The sequence below is a fragment of the Intestinimonas sp. HCP28S3_D6 genome, from assembly GCF_052065695.1.
Classification (GTDB): Bacteria; Bacillota; Clostridia; order Oscillospirales; family Oscillospiraceae; genus Intestinimonas.
Genome location: NZ_JBQHTM010000009.1, coordinates 1 through 15,215, shown reverse-complemented (window position 1 = coordinate 15,215; position 15,215 = coordinate 1). Strand labels below are relative to the sequence as shown.

The window sequence follows — 15,215 nt, the reverse complement described above, 5'->3', positions numbered from 1 at the left end:
ATCCGCACGCACGGCGGTGTCACTTCAAAAGGTCCGATTCCTCCGGGTGGTCCTGGAACCAGACCACAGCGTAGGAGCATACCGGTACCACCTTCAGCTCCCGCTGCCGGCAGCGTTTGGCCACGGCGGCCATCAGCTTTCCCGCCGTCCCCTGTCCCCGGAGCTCCGGCGAGACATAGGTGTGGTCGATGGATACGGCCCGGTCGGACCGCTGGTGGAAGGTGACCTGGGCCGCCATGCGGCCGGACTCGTCCTTGACGTAGATCCGCTCGGCCTCATAGATGAATTCCATAGGCTTTCCTTTCCGCGCCAAAAGCGCCCGTGTGATATCCATACAGTATACCACACGGGCGCTTTCTTGCCCACCCCCTGTTTTCGTCAGCCGGAGGTGGGGAAGGTCACCTCCACGGTGAAGAGGTCGGCGTCGGTCTCTACCCGCAGGGTACCGCCGCAGGCGGCGGTGAAGCTGCTGGCGATGGCCAGGCCCAGACCGCTGCCGCCATCGGTGCGGCTGACGTCCCCCCGGACGAACCGGGCGGTGAAGTCCACCCCGGAGGGCAGCTCATCCCGGGAGGTGTTCTTCACCATGGCCGTCGCCCGGCCCTCCCGGACCTCCAGGGTGATGTAGACCCGGCTGCCCTCCAGGGAGTAGCGCAGGGCGTTCTGGATCAGGTTCTGGAAGACCCGGTAGAGCCGGTCCCCGTCGGCCGTGATCCATACCGGATTGCTGGGCAGTGTGGTGCGGAACGTGAGGCCGCTGCGGCGGATGGTCTCGTCCATGTCGGCCAGGGTCTGGTCCAGCAGGCGGGTGAGGTCCAGCTGTTCCATATGCAGCGGCAGCTCCCCGGAGGCCGCCTTGCTCACCTCAAAGACGTCCTGCACCATGACCTGGAGCCGTCTGGCCTTCTCATTGAGGATGCGGACATAGTCCTTCACATGGGGGGGCAGGTCCTCCTCCTCCCCCAGCAGGGCGGCGTAGCTCACCACCGAAGTGAGCGGGGTCTTTAAATCGTGAGAGACGTTGGCGATGAGCTCCACCTTCATCCGCTCGCTCTTCATCTGCTCGGCCACGGCGGAGCGCAGGCCCTCCTGGACCCGGTTGAGGTCGCCCGCGGCGGCGGACAGGTCGGAACCCTCGGGAAGGGTCAGGGGCTGGGCCGCCCCGCCAGCACGCAGCGTGGAGAGCTGGTCGGTGAGGGGGACCAGGTCCCGTAGGAGGACCCAGGTCCGGTCCAGCAGCCAGGCCAGGGGGAGGAGCAGGAGCAGCACCACCACCAGCGCCCCCAGAAGGGCGGCCAGCCAGGAAAGACTTGTCCCGTCATAGAACTGACGGAAGAGCGTCCAGAGTGCCAGCAGGGCCAGCACCCCCACACCGGCCGCCGCCCCCGCCATCCGTGCCAGGAACCGCCGCCGGAGGGGCTGGGAGAGCTCGGCGCCCCGGAGAATTCTCCACAGCCGTCCCAGTCCATGGAACAGCGCAGCGACCAGCCCGTGGCGCCAGGGCTTTTCGTTGTGGCGCAGGTCACAGACAACCACATAGAAGGTGGCCAGCCACAGTCCGGCAGTCAGGACAAACAGGGCGAGGAAAAACAGAAAAGACTTCATATAGCCCACAGCCCACCGCAGTTCGGAGAGGGTCCACAGGGCGGGGAAGGGCAAAAAGACGAGCAGCAGCAGCTTCCACTCGAACCAGATGTGAGAGGCCAGCCGGGCCGCCGCGGCCTGCCGGGCGGAGAGGGCCCCCGCCGCCGACTTTCCGCCGGAGAAGAGCTTGGCGCACAGGCTGTTTTTCCAGACCTGTTTGTTGTGCCGCAGGTCACACCCCGTCAGATAGAGGAGCACGGGGTAGCAGATCAGGCCCGTCACGGCGGCATAGGCGCTGAGCCCCCAGAAAAAGCCCCCCATGAGGAGCTGCCAGAACAGGAAAGCCGGGAAGATCGTCCAGAGGGCCTTGACCTCGAACCACACCCTGGCCGTCCGGGCGGCGATGGTGGCTCTCGCCTCCCGCCGGGCCTTCCGCAGCGCCACCGCCAGGGTGAGGCACAGCACCGCACCGGCCCAGACCCCGAAGAGGCCCAGATAGCCGTACCGGACGTAGGTGATCACCTGCTTCATGTCCCAGATGGGCTCCCACCAGCCGTGGTCCACCGGCCGGGAGGCCACTGCCAGGTAAACCGTATAGTTTTCCAGGCCGCTGGAGTCCCGGTTGATATAGCCGGGCACGTCCCACTGGCTGTCGCTGGTATAGTAGCCGTCGCCGTAGACATCCAGCCGCTCCCCGTCCTTGGTGATGATCACCCTCCCATTCCGGAAGGCCAGGAGAAAACCATATCCCTCCGGTAGGCCGCGGCTTAAGTCGTAGTCGGTGTTGGTATAGACGATGTCTTCGTACCCGGACCGGTAGCTGCCGGAGTAGAGGAGATTGGTGCTTACATCGGCATTTTCCCAGAGATGATAGGTCCACCCGCTCTGGAGGCAGTTGAGGACGTCATACAGGTAGCCGGTGATCTCCCGCCGGAAGTAGGCCGTATCCCGGTAGTCGCTCTGAAAAACCACCTCCGGCCCCAGCCCCCGGGGGGCCAATCCCCAGGCGGCGTACCACGTCCCTACACATCCCGTCAGGGTGAGATAAAACCCCAGAAAGAGGGTAATTAAACTAGCCCATTTTTTCCATCTTGTAACCAATGCCCCACACCACCTTCAAGTATTCCGGTTTCTTGGGATTGAGCTCGATCTTCTCCCGGATGCGGCGGATGTGGACCATCACCGTGTTCTCGGGAGCGAAGCACTCCCCCTCCCACACCCGGCGGTAAATCTCCTCCGCCGGGAAGATGCGGCCCAGGTTCCGCATGAGGAGGTCTACGATCCGGGTCTCGGTGGCCGTGAGCTTCACCGGTTCGCCGTCGGCCTTCAGGCTCATGCCCTCCGGGTCGTAGGTGAGGCGGCCGTTGACGATCACGTCCATGCGCCCCTCGGCGTTCACGTCCCCCAGGCTGGTGTACCGCCGCAGCTGGCTGCGGACCCGGGCCACAAGCTCCGGTGGGCTGAAGGGCTTGGTCACGTAGTCGTCCGCCCCCACCGAGAGGCCCAGGATCTTGTCGGTATCCTCACTGCGGGCGGAGAGGACTATGATGGGTAGGTTCCGCTTCTCCCTAATGCGCAGCACCGCCGAGAGTCCGTCCAGCCGGGGCATCATCACATCCATGATGATGAGCCGGATGGCCGGGTCCAGAGCCAGATCCAGGGCCTCCATGCCGTTGTAGGCCCGGAGGACCTGATAGCCCTCCCGCTCCAGCAAAATGGCAATGGCCCCCACGATCTCCCGGTCGTCGTCCACCACTAAAATCCGCTCGTCCATAGATCGAAACTCCTTCCTGATGCCTCCAGCATAGCAGGCAACTCTTACAGCCCCACCGGGCATTTCTTACAAATCTCTAACGACTGTCCCAGGCTGCCTTCAGCCGCCGGAAGGCCTGCCGGATGTCCTCGGCCTCCAGCCGGGCATAACCCATGATGAGGGTGGGGGGCAGCTCCTCTGGGGGCGGGGTCAGCCAGTAGGCCGACAGTGGGTAGACCGCCACCCCCTCCGCCGCCGCCCGTTCCACCAGCTCCGCCTCCCCCATGCCGTTTTCCAGGGTGAAGAGCATGTGGAGGCCGGCATCCGCCCCCGAGAGCCGGGCGGGTAAGCCCAACTCCTTCACGCAGGCGGTGAGGGCGGCCTTCCGGTCCCGGTACTCCACCCGCATCCGGGCGATGTGCCGTTCGAAGTGGCCGCCCTCCAGGAACCGGGCCAGGGTGTACTGCTCAAAGGAGGGGACGGTGGAGGAGTAGAGCAGGAATTCCCGCCGGTACCGCTCCGCCAGGTGGGGGGGCAGCACCATGTAGCCGATGCGCAGGGAGGGTGCCAGGCTCTTGGCGAAGGTGTTGAGGTAGACCACCCGCTCCCCAGCGTCCAGGCTCTGGAGGGCGGGGATGGGCCGGCCGGAGAAGCGGAACTCGCTGTCGTAGTCGTCCTCGATGATGTACCTTCCCTCCCCCGCCGCCGCCCAAGAGAGCAGCTCCCGCCGCCGGGTCACCGGCATGACGGTGCCCAGGGGGAAGTGGTGGGAGGGGGTCACGTGGACCACCCGGGCACCCGACCAGGTGAGGGCGTCCACCCGGAGTCCCTGCTCGTCCAGAGGGATGGGACAGATGAGGGCCCCCTGCCGGGAGAGGATGCGTCCGAATTTCCGGTAGCCCGGGTTCTCCACAGCATAGCCCCCCTCCCGGCCCAGGAGCTGGAAGAGGATGCCGGTAAGGTACTCCGACCCGGCCCCCACCACCACCTGGTCGGGCTGGGCGTCGATGCCCCGGAACTCCCGGAGGTAGTCTACGATGGCGGCGCGGAGGGCGGGCACCCCCTGGGGATGGATGGCCGACAGCAGGCCACTGTCCTCCTTGGTGAGGACCTGCCGCATGAGCTTAGCCCAGGTGGCGAAGGGGAAGTGGGCGGCATCCACGGCGTTGGTGGCGAAGTCGTACCGGGGGGCATGGGCAGGGGGCGGCGCCGCCTTTTCCCGAAGGGGTGTCGCCGTCCGGATCGGTGCCAGCGCCGGCTCCAGGGCGGCCACAAAAAATCCCCGCTTGGGCTCAGAGCGCAGATAGCCCTCGGCCAGGAGCTGGCCATAGGCCCCCTCCACCGTCACCACGCTTACCTTTAAATGGGCGGAGAGGGCCCGCTTGGAGGGCAGCTTTTCCCCGGCGGAGAGAACCCCCGACTCGATGTCCCGCCGGATCTGGCGGTAGAGCTGCTCATAGAGGGGGGTGCTCATGCCCGGGTCCAGCACCGGTGTGATCATATCGTCCCCTCCCCATTCTTTTTCTGCCCCGACAGGACCACCGGTCCCGTCCGCCACTCCACACCCCCGGGCCAAGGCCGGGCGAAGCACAGGCCGTAGAGGTCGGTGCATCGGGCCTCCAGCTCGGCCAGCTTCCCTCCCGCACTAGGCAGGGCCTTGGCGTGGGCCGGCTTGGTGATGACGGGGACACTGGCCCGCTTCCCCATCTCCCGCAGCACCTCCCGGCCCCGGTCGGTGAAGCCCAGGACCTTGAGGTAGGGTACCTCCGGCGATCGGTCGGCGGCGGTGAGTCCCAGCATGGCCCAGGTGGTCAGCCGCCGCACCCGGGCGTGGGCGTACCGCTTGGTCTTAGCAAGGTCATAGACCTCCTCCAGGCTCCCCGCCTGCCGTCCCGCCTCCAGAAGCCGGGCAGCCAGCCCCTCCCCGCTGTCGGGGAGGGCTTCCGCCTCCGCCAGCGTCATAGTACGTATCCGTGCCAGGGCCCACCGCTCGCACCACTCCATGGAGGCGATATCCCCCTGCCAACATTCCGTGAGGTAGCCCTCCGCCCGGGCGATCTTGCCCTGCCGAAGCCAGGCCCGGAGCGTGGAGGCCGAGGCGAAGCCTTCCGCCGGCGCTCCGTCATGGCGGGCGCCCACCCGTCTCACCGTCAGGGCCTCCATCTCCGGCGGCAGGGCCCGGAGGTACTCCACCCCCAGGTTGTCGTTGGGGTTTTCCAGACAGGCGGCTCCCTCCGCCCCCAGCAGCGTCTCCGCCGCCCGGTGGCGGCAGACGGCAAAGGGCAGCCCCTGGTCCAGGAAGCTCCGGAGGGCGGTCCGATAGTCCTCCGAGTCCAGACAGTCCGCCGCCCTTCTGAGCCGGTCCAGATCCCCCGACTCGCTGCCGAAGGACAGGGTGTCCACCACTCCCGTGGCCGTCAGCACCCCCACACCTCCCCGGGCAAAGGTCTCCGCCGAGGCGCAGGCCCAGGGGGTGGGCAGCTCCAGGATGAGGTCGGCACCCCCCCCCAGGGCCATGGCCGCCCGGGTCCACTTGTCGGTGACGGCGCACTCCCCCCGCTGGACCCAGTGCCCGCTCATGGCACACACCACCGCCGTGTCCGCCCCCAGGGCCCGTCTGGTTTCGTCAATTTGCCAGGCGTGTCCCCGGTGAAAGGGGTTATATTCAGCAATGATGCCCGCAACGTTCATTGGTGCTACCTCCAGAAGGAAATTTTTTGACTTTTTCTGAAAGAATGGGTTGTTCTTTTCTGCGGAATGGGCTACAATTATACTGTCATTTTAGCGGAACGAGCGCAGATACGCAAGGACCGCCAATTATATTTCATCTCAAAGGAGCGGGATCACACAATGAAAGTTCTCGTCATCAACGCCGGCAGTTCTTCTCTGAAATACCAGCTCATGGACCCCCAGACCCAGGAGGTCCTGGCCAAGGGCCTGTGCGAGCGCATCGGCATCGACGGCCGTCTGACCCACAAAGTCCCCGCCACCAACGGCAAGTATGAGTTCGAGATCCCCATGCCCACCCACGCCGAGGCCATCCAGGCTGTGCTGGACGCCCTGACCAACGCTGAGCATGGCGTCATCAAGAGCATGTCCGAGATCGACGCCGTGGGCCACCGCGTGGTGCACGGCGGTGAGAAGTTCGCCTCCTCCGTCCTCATCGACGACGACGTCATGGCCGCCATTGAGGAGTGCATCCCCCTGGCCCCCCTGCACAACCCCGCCAACATCACCGGCATCAAGGCCTGCCAGAAGGTCATGCCCGGCGTGCCCATGGTGGCCGTGTTCGACACCGCCTTCCACCAGACCATGCCCGCCCGTGCCTTTATCTACGCCATCCCCTACGAGTACTATGAGGAGAACCATGTCCGCCGCTACGGCTTCCACGGCACCTCTCACCTGTATGTCTCCCGCCGGGCTGCCGCCATGCTGGGCCGCCCCATCGAGGAGCTGAAGATCGTCACCTGCCATCTGGGCAACGGCGCCTCTGTCTGCGCCATCGACGGCGGTAAGTCCATCGAGACCTCCATGGGCTTTACTCCCCTGGACGGCCTGCCCATGGGCACCCGTTGCGGCTCCATCGATGTGTCCATCATCGAGTACCTCATGGAGACCCACCACCTGACCATCGAGGAGGTCATGAACATCCTCAACAAGAAGTCCGGCGTGCTGGGCGTCTCCGGCGTGTCCTCCGACTTCCGCGACATCGAGTCCGCTGCCGCAGAGGGCAACAAGCGCGCTCAGCTGGCTCTGGATATGTTCTGCTATAAGACCACCAAACGCATCGCCTCCGCTTCCGCCGCCATGGGCGGCGTGGACGCCGTGGTCTTCACCGCCGGCGTGGGCGAGAACTCTCCCGAGCTGCGTGAGCAGATCGTGGCCAACCTGGGCTTCATGGGCATCAAGATCGACCCCGAGAAGAATAAGACCCGCAGCGAGGAGAAGGACATCTCCGCCGCTGACGCCCGCGTCCACACCCTCCTCATCCCCACCAACGAGGAGCTGGTCATCGCTCAGGATACTGCCGCTATTGTCGGCAAGTAAGCCTCCCCGTTTTAGGCACTCAAAGATGGACCTCCGTTTGATCGGAGGTCCATCTTTTTTTATTTTGCATTATTGCCCCGCCCATCAGAGCGTCATTTTTGGTATCCTGCCAAAATTGCAGCGTCTCGAATGCAACTTTTCATTTTTTTCTTGCAATCTTTATCTAGGTGAAGTATAATACATTCCAAATTCCGGCGTTCCCCCCGGACGGGCAGGTGTTCTCCGGATGCGCTACAAAATCAGGCGGGGCCACCCGTCAAAACAAAGGGGTTTTGGAAAATGGAATTCAAGAACGATTACTTGCAGAGCGTATATGACGCGGCAGTGAAGAAGGACCCCAACCAGCCGGAGTTCCTCCAGGCGGTGGGTGAGGTGCTGGAGTCCCTCCAGCCCGTGGTGGAGAAGCGTCCCGACCTCCAGAAGGCGGGCATCCTCCAGCGCATCGTGGAGCCCGAGCGGGTCATCCAGTTCCGGGTGCCCTGGGTGGACGACGCCGGCAATGTGCAGGTCAACCGCGGCTTCCGGGTGCAGTTCAACTCCGCCATCGGCCCCTACAAGGGCGGCCTGCGCTTCCACCCCAGCGTAAACCTCTCCATCATCAAGTTCCTGGGCTTTGAGCAGATTTTTAAGAACTCCCTCACCGGCCTGCCCATGGGTGGCGGCAAGGGCGGCTCCGACTTCGACCCCAAGGGTAAGTCCGACGCCGAGGTCATGCGCTTCTGCCAGTCCTTCATGACCGAGCTGCAGCGCCACATCGGCCAGTTCACCGACGTGCCCGCCGGCGACATCGGCGTGGGCGCCCGTGAGATTGGCTTCATGTACGGCCAGTACAAGCGCCTGCGCAACGAGTTCACCGGCGTGCTCACCGGTAAGGGCCTGACCTACGGCGGCTCCCTGGCCCGCACCGAGGCCACCGGCTACGGCCTGTGCTACTTCACCAACGAGATGCTCAAGGCCAACGGCAAGAGCTTTGAGGGCCAGCGGGTGGTCATCTCCGGCTCCGGCAACGTGGCCATCTACGCCAACCAGAAGGCCACCCAGCTGGGCGCCAAGGTCATCGCTATGAGCGACTCCAATGGCTACATCGTGGACGAGAACGGCATCGACTACAAGGTCATGCAGGAGATCAAGGAGGTCAAGCGGGCCCGGATCAAGACCTACCTGGACTATGTCCCCTCCGCCAAGTATGTGGAGGGCTGCGCCGGCATCTGGACCGTCCCCTGTGACATCGCCCTCCCCTGCGCCACCCAGAACGAGCTGGACGGCGCTTCCGCCCAAGTTCTGGTAAAGAACGGCTGCTTTGCCGTGGCCGAGGGCGCCAACATGCCCTCCACCCCTGAGGCCGTCACCATCTTCCAGGCCAATGGCGTCCTCTTTGGGCCCGCCAAGGCCGCCAACGCCGGCGGCGTGGCCACCTCCGGTCTGGAGATGAGCCAGAACTCCCTGCGCCTGAGCTGGACCTTCGAAGAGGTCGACGAGAAGCTCCACGGTATCATGACCAACATCTACCACAATGCCGCCAAGGCCGCAGAAGAGTACGGCATGCCCGGTAACCTGGTAGCCGGCGCCAACATTGCCGGCTTCCTCAAAGTGGCGGATGCTATGCTCTGGCAGGGCATTTCCTACTAAGAGTATTTATTAAACGCAACGTCTATTTCCACTTACCGTCCGCCACTTGGGGCCCCGGCAGAGCCGGGGCGGCGCGGTAAGCGCCGTACAGGGGGGCTGGCCCACATGGACCCCCCCCCCTTGCCGCAGGGCTAATTCACTTCGCCCGAGGATGTGAAATCAAATGGGGTCCCCAAAACGCCCCGTGTTTTGGGGCGGCGGATGCCATGCTGTGGCAGGGCGTGAGCCACTAAGAGGCGCTGGGACACCAAAAATCATATGGCTTACCGGCCGCCACCCGAGGCGGCACGGTAGTAGCCGTGCAAGAGGCCGCCACGCCAAACAGAGTGGCGGCCTCTTTTGTTGTCTTTCCTCTGAAATATCGTAGAAATCTTCCCTGTTTTATGGTAGACTCTATCCCAGGTGATACGAACATGATACGAATTTCCAACCTATCCCTGCCCATTGGCAAGGATCTTTCCGACCTGAGGAACAAGGCCGCTAAGCGCCTGGGCATCCGTTCCGACGACATCCGGACCTTTACGCCGGTACGTCAGTCCATCGACGCCCGAAAAAAACAGGACGTCCACTACGTCTATACCGTAGATGTAGGCGCTGCCGACGAGGCCGCCCTGGTCCGGCGGGCCAACGACCGGAATGTGACTCTTCACGTCTCTCAGCCCTACCATTTCCCAGCCCCCGTCCGCAAACCCGATCTCATGCCGGTGGTGGTGGGCATGGGTCCCGCCGGACTCTTTGCCGCCCTCTTTCTGGCCCGGGCCGGGATTCCCTCCATTGTACTGGAGCGCGGTCGTGACGTAGATACCCGCACCGCCAACGTGGAAACCTTCTGGTCCACCGGCAGTCTGGACCCCCGCTCCAACGTCCAGTTCGGCGAGGGCGGCGCAGGCACCTTCTCCGACGGAAAGCTGACCACCGGCACCCACGACCCCCGCCTGTCCGCCGTCCTGGACGTTCTGATCGAGCACGGCGCACCAGAGGATGTGCGATATTCCCACAAGCCCCATGTGGGCACTGACGTGCTCCGACGGGTGGTAAAATCCATTCGCCTGGAGCTCCAGGCACTGGGCTGTGACGTCCGTTTTGAAAATCGACTGGACGCCATCCAAACCCAGGATGGACAGGTCTGCGGTCTCGTGGTGGAGGGGCCGGAGGGACCCTATGCCCTTTCCTGCCATACCCTTATTCTGGCCCCCGGCCACTCCGCCCGGGACACCTTTGCCATGCTCCATGACCTGGGCATACCCATGGAGCAGAAGGCCTTCGCCATCGGCGTCCGTATTGAGCATGCTCAAGCCGCTCTTTCCGAGGCACAGTACGGCCCTGCCTGGCGGCGGCTCCCCCCCTCGGACTATAAGCTGGCCTGCCATCTGCCCGGCGGCCGCTCCGTCTTCTCCTTCTGTGTCTGCCCCGGCGGCCAGGTGGTGGCCGCCGCCTCCGCCCCCGGTCAGGTGGTTACCAACGGTATGAGCTACCGGGACCGGGCAGGCATCAACATCAACGGCGGCCTGCTGGTAGGGGTGGGGCCCGAGGACTTCCCCGGCACCGACCCCCTGGCCGGCGTCCGCTTTCAGGAGACCTGGGAGCACGCCGCCTGGACACTGGGTACGTCAGGTGGCTCCACCCCCTTCTCTGCCCCTGCTCAGCTGGTGGGTGATTTGTTGGCGGGCCGTTCCTCCACTGGCGCCGGCGCCATCTCTCCCACCTACCGGCCCGGCGTCACCTGGACCACTTTGGACCCCTGTCTGCCCCCTTATGTCATCGACAGCCTTCGGGCCGCCATCCCCCTTCTGGACCGGAAGGTACACGGCTTTGCCTGTCCCGATGCCGTGCTTACCGGTGTGGAGACGCGCTCCTCCTCCCCAGTCCGTATCCTGCGCGACAGCAGCGGCATGTCTTCTCTGGCCGGTCTCTACCCCTGCGGGGAGGGTGCCGGCTATGCAGGCGGCATCATGTCCGCAGCCGCGGATGGGATCAGGATCGCTGAGCACGTGGCCTGCACTTAGAACCCCTCGTTTTTACCAGATATTGTAAAAATGCCCTGATTTAGCATGCTCAGTGCTATATCAGGGCATTTTTATACATTTTTAAGGCATATGCTACTTTTTTGTTCCTCAGTATGCTAGACTGGATTCCTTAAATTTTTGGAAAAGAGGGGTCATTATGTCAAGGAAGAGCATTGAACGCAACATCTCCTATGACAGCGTCCGTCAGCTCTATTATGTCAACATGGACTACGGCCTGGATGAGGAAGGACGGCGTGTCCGTACTTATCACACCTTTGTCAGTCTGGCCCAAGCCAGAAAAGCACTCCGTCAATTTGAGACAGAGCGGGACCTCTCCCGTCAGGTCCTGCCTCGGCCGATGACTCTGGACCAATGGCTGGAATACTGGATGGAAGAGGTCATCCGTCCCAACCGTGCCGAGACCACTCTGTACGGCTACCGCAAAATCATTGATAACCACCTTTCACCGGCCCTAGGTGATATTCCTCTCCAAAAGCTTACGCCGCAGGATATTCAAAAATATTACACCATGCTCATGAAGCAAAAAGGGCTTTCCCCAAATACCGTACGGCGGCATCACGACCTGCTCTCCGCCTCTCTGCGCATGGCAGTCAAACAGGATATCCTGGCCCGCTGTCCGACGGAACGGGTGGAGCCACCCCGCCTGATCCCCTTTGAGGCCAAATTCTACGGCCCGGATGACTTGCGGAGGCTTTGCCTGCTCACAGAGGGGACCTGGCTGGAACTGGTGGTCAAGCTGTCCGCCGGTTTGGGGCTGCGCCGGGAGGAGATCTGCGGCCTGCGATGGCTCAATGTGGACTTTGCCAATCGGGTGGTGCGCATCAAGGAGGCGCGGACCTCTGCCGGAGCTTCCATCATACAGAAAACAACCAAGACCCGCTCCTCCACCCGGACCCTCTATTTGTCCGATGACCTGTATGCTCTGCTTTTACGGGAGCAGCAGCGGCAGCAGCAGGCCTGTATCCGGGCCGACCGCGATTGGGACGACACCGGCATGGTGCTGCTGGACCGGCATGGGGAGCCCTATGCCCCCAACGCGGTGAGCCTGGCCTTCACGCGGTTCATCCGCCGCAACAACATGCCAAAAATCACCCTCCACGGTCTGCGTCACACCTTCGCCACCGTGGCCTCCGCCCAGGGTGCCCCCCTCTTCGACATCGGTAAGGCCCTTGGCCACTCCACCCCATCCACCACCGGGCGAATCTACACCCATCTGCTAGACCAGACCCACGCCCGCATCCTGGACCGGGTAGCGTCGGTGATGAAGTGACTTCACAGGACATGCGGAATCGTATATAATAGTGCCAACGGAGCAAAGGAGGACGCCGCCATGCTGGATCTCAACCATATGGAGCAGTACCGGGAGGGCAACCGCCTGGAGGCCAAGCTGGCCACCGGAGGCCTGCCCCACAGCATCTGGGAGACTTACTCTGCCTTTGCCAACAGCTCCGGCGGCATTATCCTGCTGGGGGTGGAGGAGCTGCCCGACCACAGTCTCCGGGTCCAGGGGCTGCTGGAGCCCCACGAGATGGTCCAGGAGTTCTGGGAGAAGGTCAACGACCCCACCGTGGTCAGTGCCAACATCCTGCGGCCGGAGGACATCTGGGTGGCGGGCACCGACGACGGCAGCGTGGTGGTTATCCAGGTCCCCCAGGGAGAGCGTGACCAGCTCCCCATCTATTTGGGCGGCGATCCCTTCCGGGGCTCCTACCGCCGCAGCGGCGACGGTGACTACCGCTGCAACCGGGTCGAGGTGTGGTCCATGCTGGAGGCCAAGCAGCACTGAGGAGAGATCGTCATGTTCTTGCGAGACTATGAGAGTCAGGACTGTCCCGCCCTGGCCCGGCTTTTCTACGACACAGTACATACAGTGAATCTCCGGGACTACACCCAGGCCCAGGTGGAGGCCTGGGCGCCAAGGCCGGTGGACCTGGCCGCCTGGGATGCCTCTCTTACTGCCCACCATGCCCTGGTGGCGGAGGAGAATGGCGCCATTCTGGGCTTTGCAGATTTGGCACCTGACGGCTACCTGGACCGGCTCTATGTCCACAGAGACCATCAGGGCTGCGGAATCGCCACCGCCCTGTGCGATGCCCTGGAGGCCACATCTGCCGCCGCCCGCTTCACCACTCACGCCTCCCTCACCGCCCGTCCCTTTTTTGAAAAACGGGGTTATCGGGTTGTAAAGGCACAGCAGGTGGAGCGCCGTGGGGTGTTTCTGACTAATTTTGTCATGGAGAAATTGAGATAAAAAATGGAGGTCCCACCGGGGTGGGACCTCCATTTTTTCTACTTACAGGTTGGCGTCCAGTGTCTTGGTGTAGACGTCGGCGGGCTGGACCCCCACCTTCCGGTCGATCTCCTTGCCATCCTTGAAGAAGATGACGGTGGGGATGCTCATAACACCGTACTTGGCGGCCAGGCCGGGGTTGGCATCCACGTCCACCTTGGCGATGACAGCCTTGTCACCGTACTTGCCGCCAATGCTCTCGATGGCGGGGGCCAGCATCTTGCAGGGGCCGCACCAGGTGGCCCAGAAGTCCACCATGGCCAGGGAGGAAGCGGGGATCTTGGCATTGAACTCGGACTCGTTGAGATGCAGAACAGACATAATTCATTCTCCTTTTATCAATAAAATAATATGTTAGCTGTTGGACAGTTGATCCACATATTCGGCGGCGGCCTGACCGGCCACCAGCCCCTCGCCCACCGCTTTGGAGAGCTGTAGGGGAAGCCCGGTGCAGTCACCGGCGGCGTAGATGCCGGGCAGATTGGTTCTCATCTGCCGGTCCACTGTGATGTACCCGTCCTCCAACGCCAGGTCGGGGAGCAGGTCCGTGGGAGGCATGGCGCTGCGGAGGAGGAAGATGCACTGGGCGGGGAGCTCGGTATCATTCACCCGCAGGGCGATCACCGTCTCCTCCCCCACAATCTCCAGCTTTCCGCTCTTCACATAGGGGATGGCAGGGACCAGATTTTTTGGTGCGTGGGCTGAGACATAGGTCACCTGACAGCCGATGCCCTGGAGAAAGTTGGCCTCCTCCGGTGCGTCGGGGGCCATGCCCACCACTACCACCGGTTTGCCCCGGTAGAGCATGCCGTCACAGGTGGCGCAGTAGCTCACCCCCCGGCCCAGGTATCTGGTTTCACCGGGCAGCTTTTTCCCCCGAACCACTCCGGTGGCCAGGACCACGGCCTTGGCCGTCTCCATATCGCTGCCGATGCTCAAGTAGCATGTGCCTTCCATCTGCATGATATTCAGCACCCGACCGGCACAGAAATTCACTTCCATGGCCTCGGCGTGGTGCCGGTAAGCCTCCATCAGCTCCGCGCCGGTCTGACCCGGCATGCCCAGATAGTTGTCCACACGCTCGGCCCGGTAGAGGGGGCTCTCCCGATAGTCGTTTCCCACCAGCACCACCGACTTGCCGCGGGCACGGGCATTGATGGCGGCGCTGAGTCCCGCGGGACCTCCGCCCACCACGGCAATATCATAAGGCAACAGTCATCCCTCCTCACTCTGAAGTCCGGCGCAGGGACAGCTGTAATCCCCCGCCTCGTCTCCGAACAGGGCCGCCACTACGGCGGCGGCGCCCGGGTCGGCCACCTCGTAGTACATTTCATTTCCGGAGCGCTGACATTTCACCACTCCGGCCGCCTTCAGGCGCATCAGATGCTGGGAGATGGTAGACTGGCTCTGGCCCGTCCCCTCCTCCATACACCGCACATTCCGGCAGCCGCCCACCAGCAGCCCCCGAACGATCTGGAGCCGCAGCGGGTGGGAGAGGGCCTTGAGCAGCTCCGTCTTCTCCTGGTACAGCGCTTTGCTGTCCTCCACGGTCCTCACCTCATTCGCTTGTTATGATATTATTATATTCGAATATTCTAATTTGTCAACTACTTTTGAGAAAATTTTTTTGCCCCTTCGCCCCTTCCCTCCTTTCCTGGTTTTTTACGTGTTTATCGGTAACTTTACTGCGTCTCCTTCCGGGGCGACAAGACCATGACCCGCAGTAAGTTTGCTCTGGCCGTGATGAAGGCGGTCTACGGTGCGGACAAGGATATAGGGAACCTCTGAATAAAAGCCTTTATCCTGTTTCTACTCAATGTATTAGCCGCCATTTGCGCTTGGTTAAGGTGATTTCAGTGCAAAATAGCCATTATTTATCTGCTTT

The 15,215-nt window shown here is 62.9% G+C and carries 14 protein-coding genes; 6 read left to right on the top strand and 8 right to left on the bottom strand.

Going from position 1 to position 15,215, the window contains the following annotated elements; translation table 11 throughout:
• Positions 1–19: 19 nt before the first annotated feature.
• From ACTNBK_RS04800 to ACTNBK_RS04780, 5 genes are all read right to left on the bottom strand, one after another.
• Complete coding sequence (locus ACTNBK_RS04800; protein WP_441144089.1) at positions 20–292, bottom strand: GNAT family N-acetyltransferase; 273 nt, start codon at positions 290–292, stop codon at positions 20–22.
• A gap of 86 nt (positions 293–378) precedes the next feature.
• The gene (locus tag ACTNBK_RS04795) at positions 379–2,685 is read right to left on the bottom strand and encodes a sensor histidine kinase (protein WP_441144087.1); all 2,307 of its coding nucleotides are present in this window, start codon (positions 2,683–2,685) and stop codon (positions 379–381) included.
• Positions 2,657–3,358 (bottom strand): response regulator transcription factor, encoded by a 702-nt coding sequence (locus tag ACTNBK_RS04790; protein WP_294514821.1) that lies wholly within the window; start codon positions 3,356–3,358, stop codon positions 2,657–2,659. Before ACTNBK_RS04790 ends, ACTNBK_RS04795 begins: the two co-directional genes overlap by 29 nt.
• Before the next feature lie 76 nt (positions 3,359–3,434).
• Positions 3,435–4,838, bottom strand: coding sequence for a MocR-like pyridoxine biosynthesis transcription factor PdxR (gene pdxR, locus ACTNBK_RS04785; protein WP_441144084.1), 1,404 nt, complete (start codon positions 4,836–4,838; stop codon positions 3,435–3,437).
• Positions 4,835–6,028, bottom strand: a complete 1,194-nt coding sequence (locus ACTNBK_RS04780; protein WP_441144082.1) for a tRNA(Met) cytidine acetate ligase — start codon at positions 6,026–6,028, stop codon at positions 4,835–4,837. The genes pdxR and ACTNBK_RS04780 overlap by 4 nt, the downstream gene beginning before the upstream one ends.
• 159 nt (positions 6,029–6,187) lie before the next feature.
• On the opposite strand from ACTNBK_RS04780, the gene ACTNBK_RS04775 reads away from it, so the two are divergent.
• The 6 genes from ACTNBK_RS04775 to ACTNBK_RS04750 all read left to right on the top strand — a co-directional run bounded on the left by ACTNBK_RS04775 (position 6,188) and on the right by ACTNBK_RS04750 (position 13,291).
• Positions 6,188–7,384, top strand: coding sequence for an acetate/propionate family kinase (locus ACTNBK_RS04775; protein WP_441144080.1), 1,197 nt, complete (start codon positions 6,188–6,190; stop codon positions 7,382–7,384).
• Between the two features lie 279 nt (positions 7,385–7,663).
• Complete coding sequence (gdhA, locus tag ACTNBK_RS04770; protein WP_441144078.1) at positions 7,664–9,013, top strand: NADP-specific glutamate dehydrogenase; 1,350 nt, start codon at positions 7,664–7,666, stop codon at positions 9,011–9,013.
• Positions 9,014–9,426: 413 nt separating this feature from the next.
• A complete protein-coding gene (locus ACTNBK_RS04765) occupies positions 9,427–11,019 on the top strand; it encodes an FAD-dependent protein (RefSeq protein ID WP_441144076.1) in 1,593 nt (530 codons plus the stop codon).
• A gap of 157 nt (positions 11,020–11,176) precedes the next feature.
• Entirely contained in the window at positions 11,177–12,310 is a 1,134-nt protein-coding gene (locus ACTNBK_RS04760) for a tyrosine-type recombinase/integrase (protein ID WP_441144074.1), read from the top strand.
• A 60-nt stretch (positions 12,311–12,370) separates the two neighbouring features.
• Positions 12,371–12,826: an AlbA family DNA-binding domain-containing protein gene (locus tag ACTNBK_RS04755; RefSeq protein ID WP_441144073.1), complete on the top strand. Its 456-nt coding sequence runs from the start codon at positions 12,371–12,373 to the stop codon at positions 12,824–12,826.
• Positions 12,827–12,838: 12 nt separating this feature from the next.
• Positions 12,839–13,291 (top strand): GNAT family N-acetyltransferase, encoded by a 453-nt coding sequence (locus ACTNBK_RS04750; protein WP_441144071.1) that lies wholly within the window; start codon positions 12,839–12,841, stop codon positions 13,289–13,291.
• A 42-nt stretch (positions 13,292–13,333) separates the two neighbouring features.
• Here the strand turns inward: ACTNBK_RS04750 and trxA are convergent, their stop codons facing one another.
• Genes trxA through ACTNBK_RS04735 form a run of 3 tightly spaced genes read right to left on the bottom strand, consistent with a single transcriptional unit; the run spans position 13,334 to position 14,878 of the window.
• Positions 13,334–13,651, bottom strand: a complete 318-nt coding sequence (gene trxA / locus ACTNBK_RS04745) for a thioredoxin (protein ID WP_130849350.1) — start codon at positions 13,649–13,651, stop codon at positions 13,334–13,336.
• 33 nt (positions 13,652–13,684) lie between these two features.
• A complete protein-coding gene (locus ACTNBK_RS04740) occupies positions 13,685–14,542 on the bottom strand; it encodes an NAD(P)/FAD-dependent oxidoreductase (protein ID WP_441144069.1) in 858 nt (285 codons plus the stop codon).
• Between the two features lie 3 nt (positions 14,543–14,545).
• On the bottom strand, positions 14,546–14,878 hold the full coding sequence (locus tag ACTNBK_RS04735) for an ArsR/SmtB family transcription factor (protein ID WP_294515698.1): 333 nt from the start codon (positions 14,876–14,878) through the stop codon (positions 14,546–14,548).
• Between the last annotated feature and the right edge of the window lie 337 nt (positions 14,879–15,215).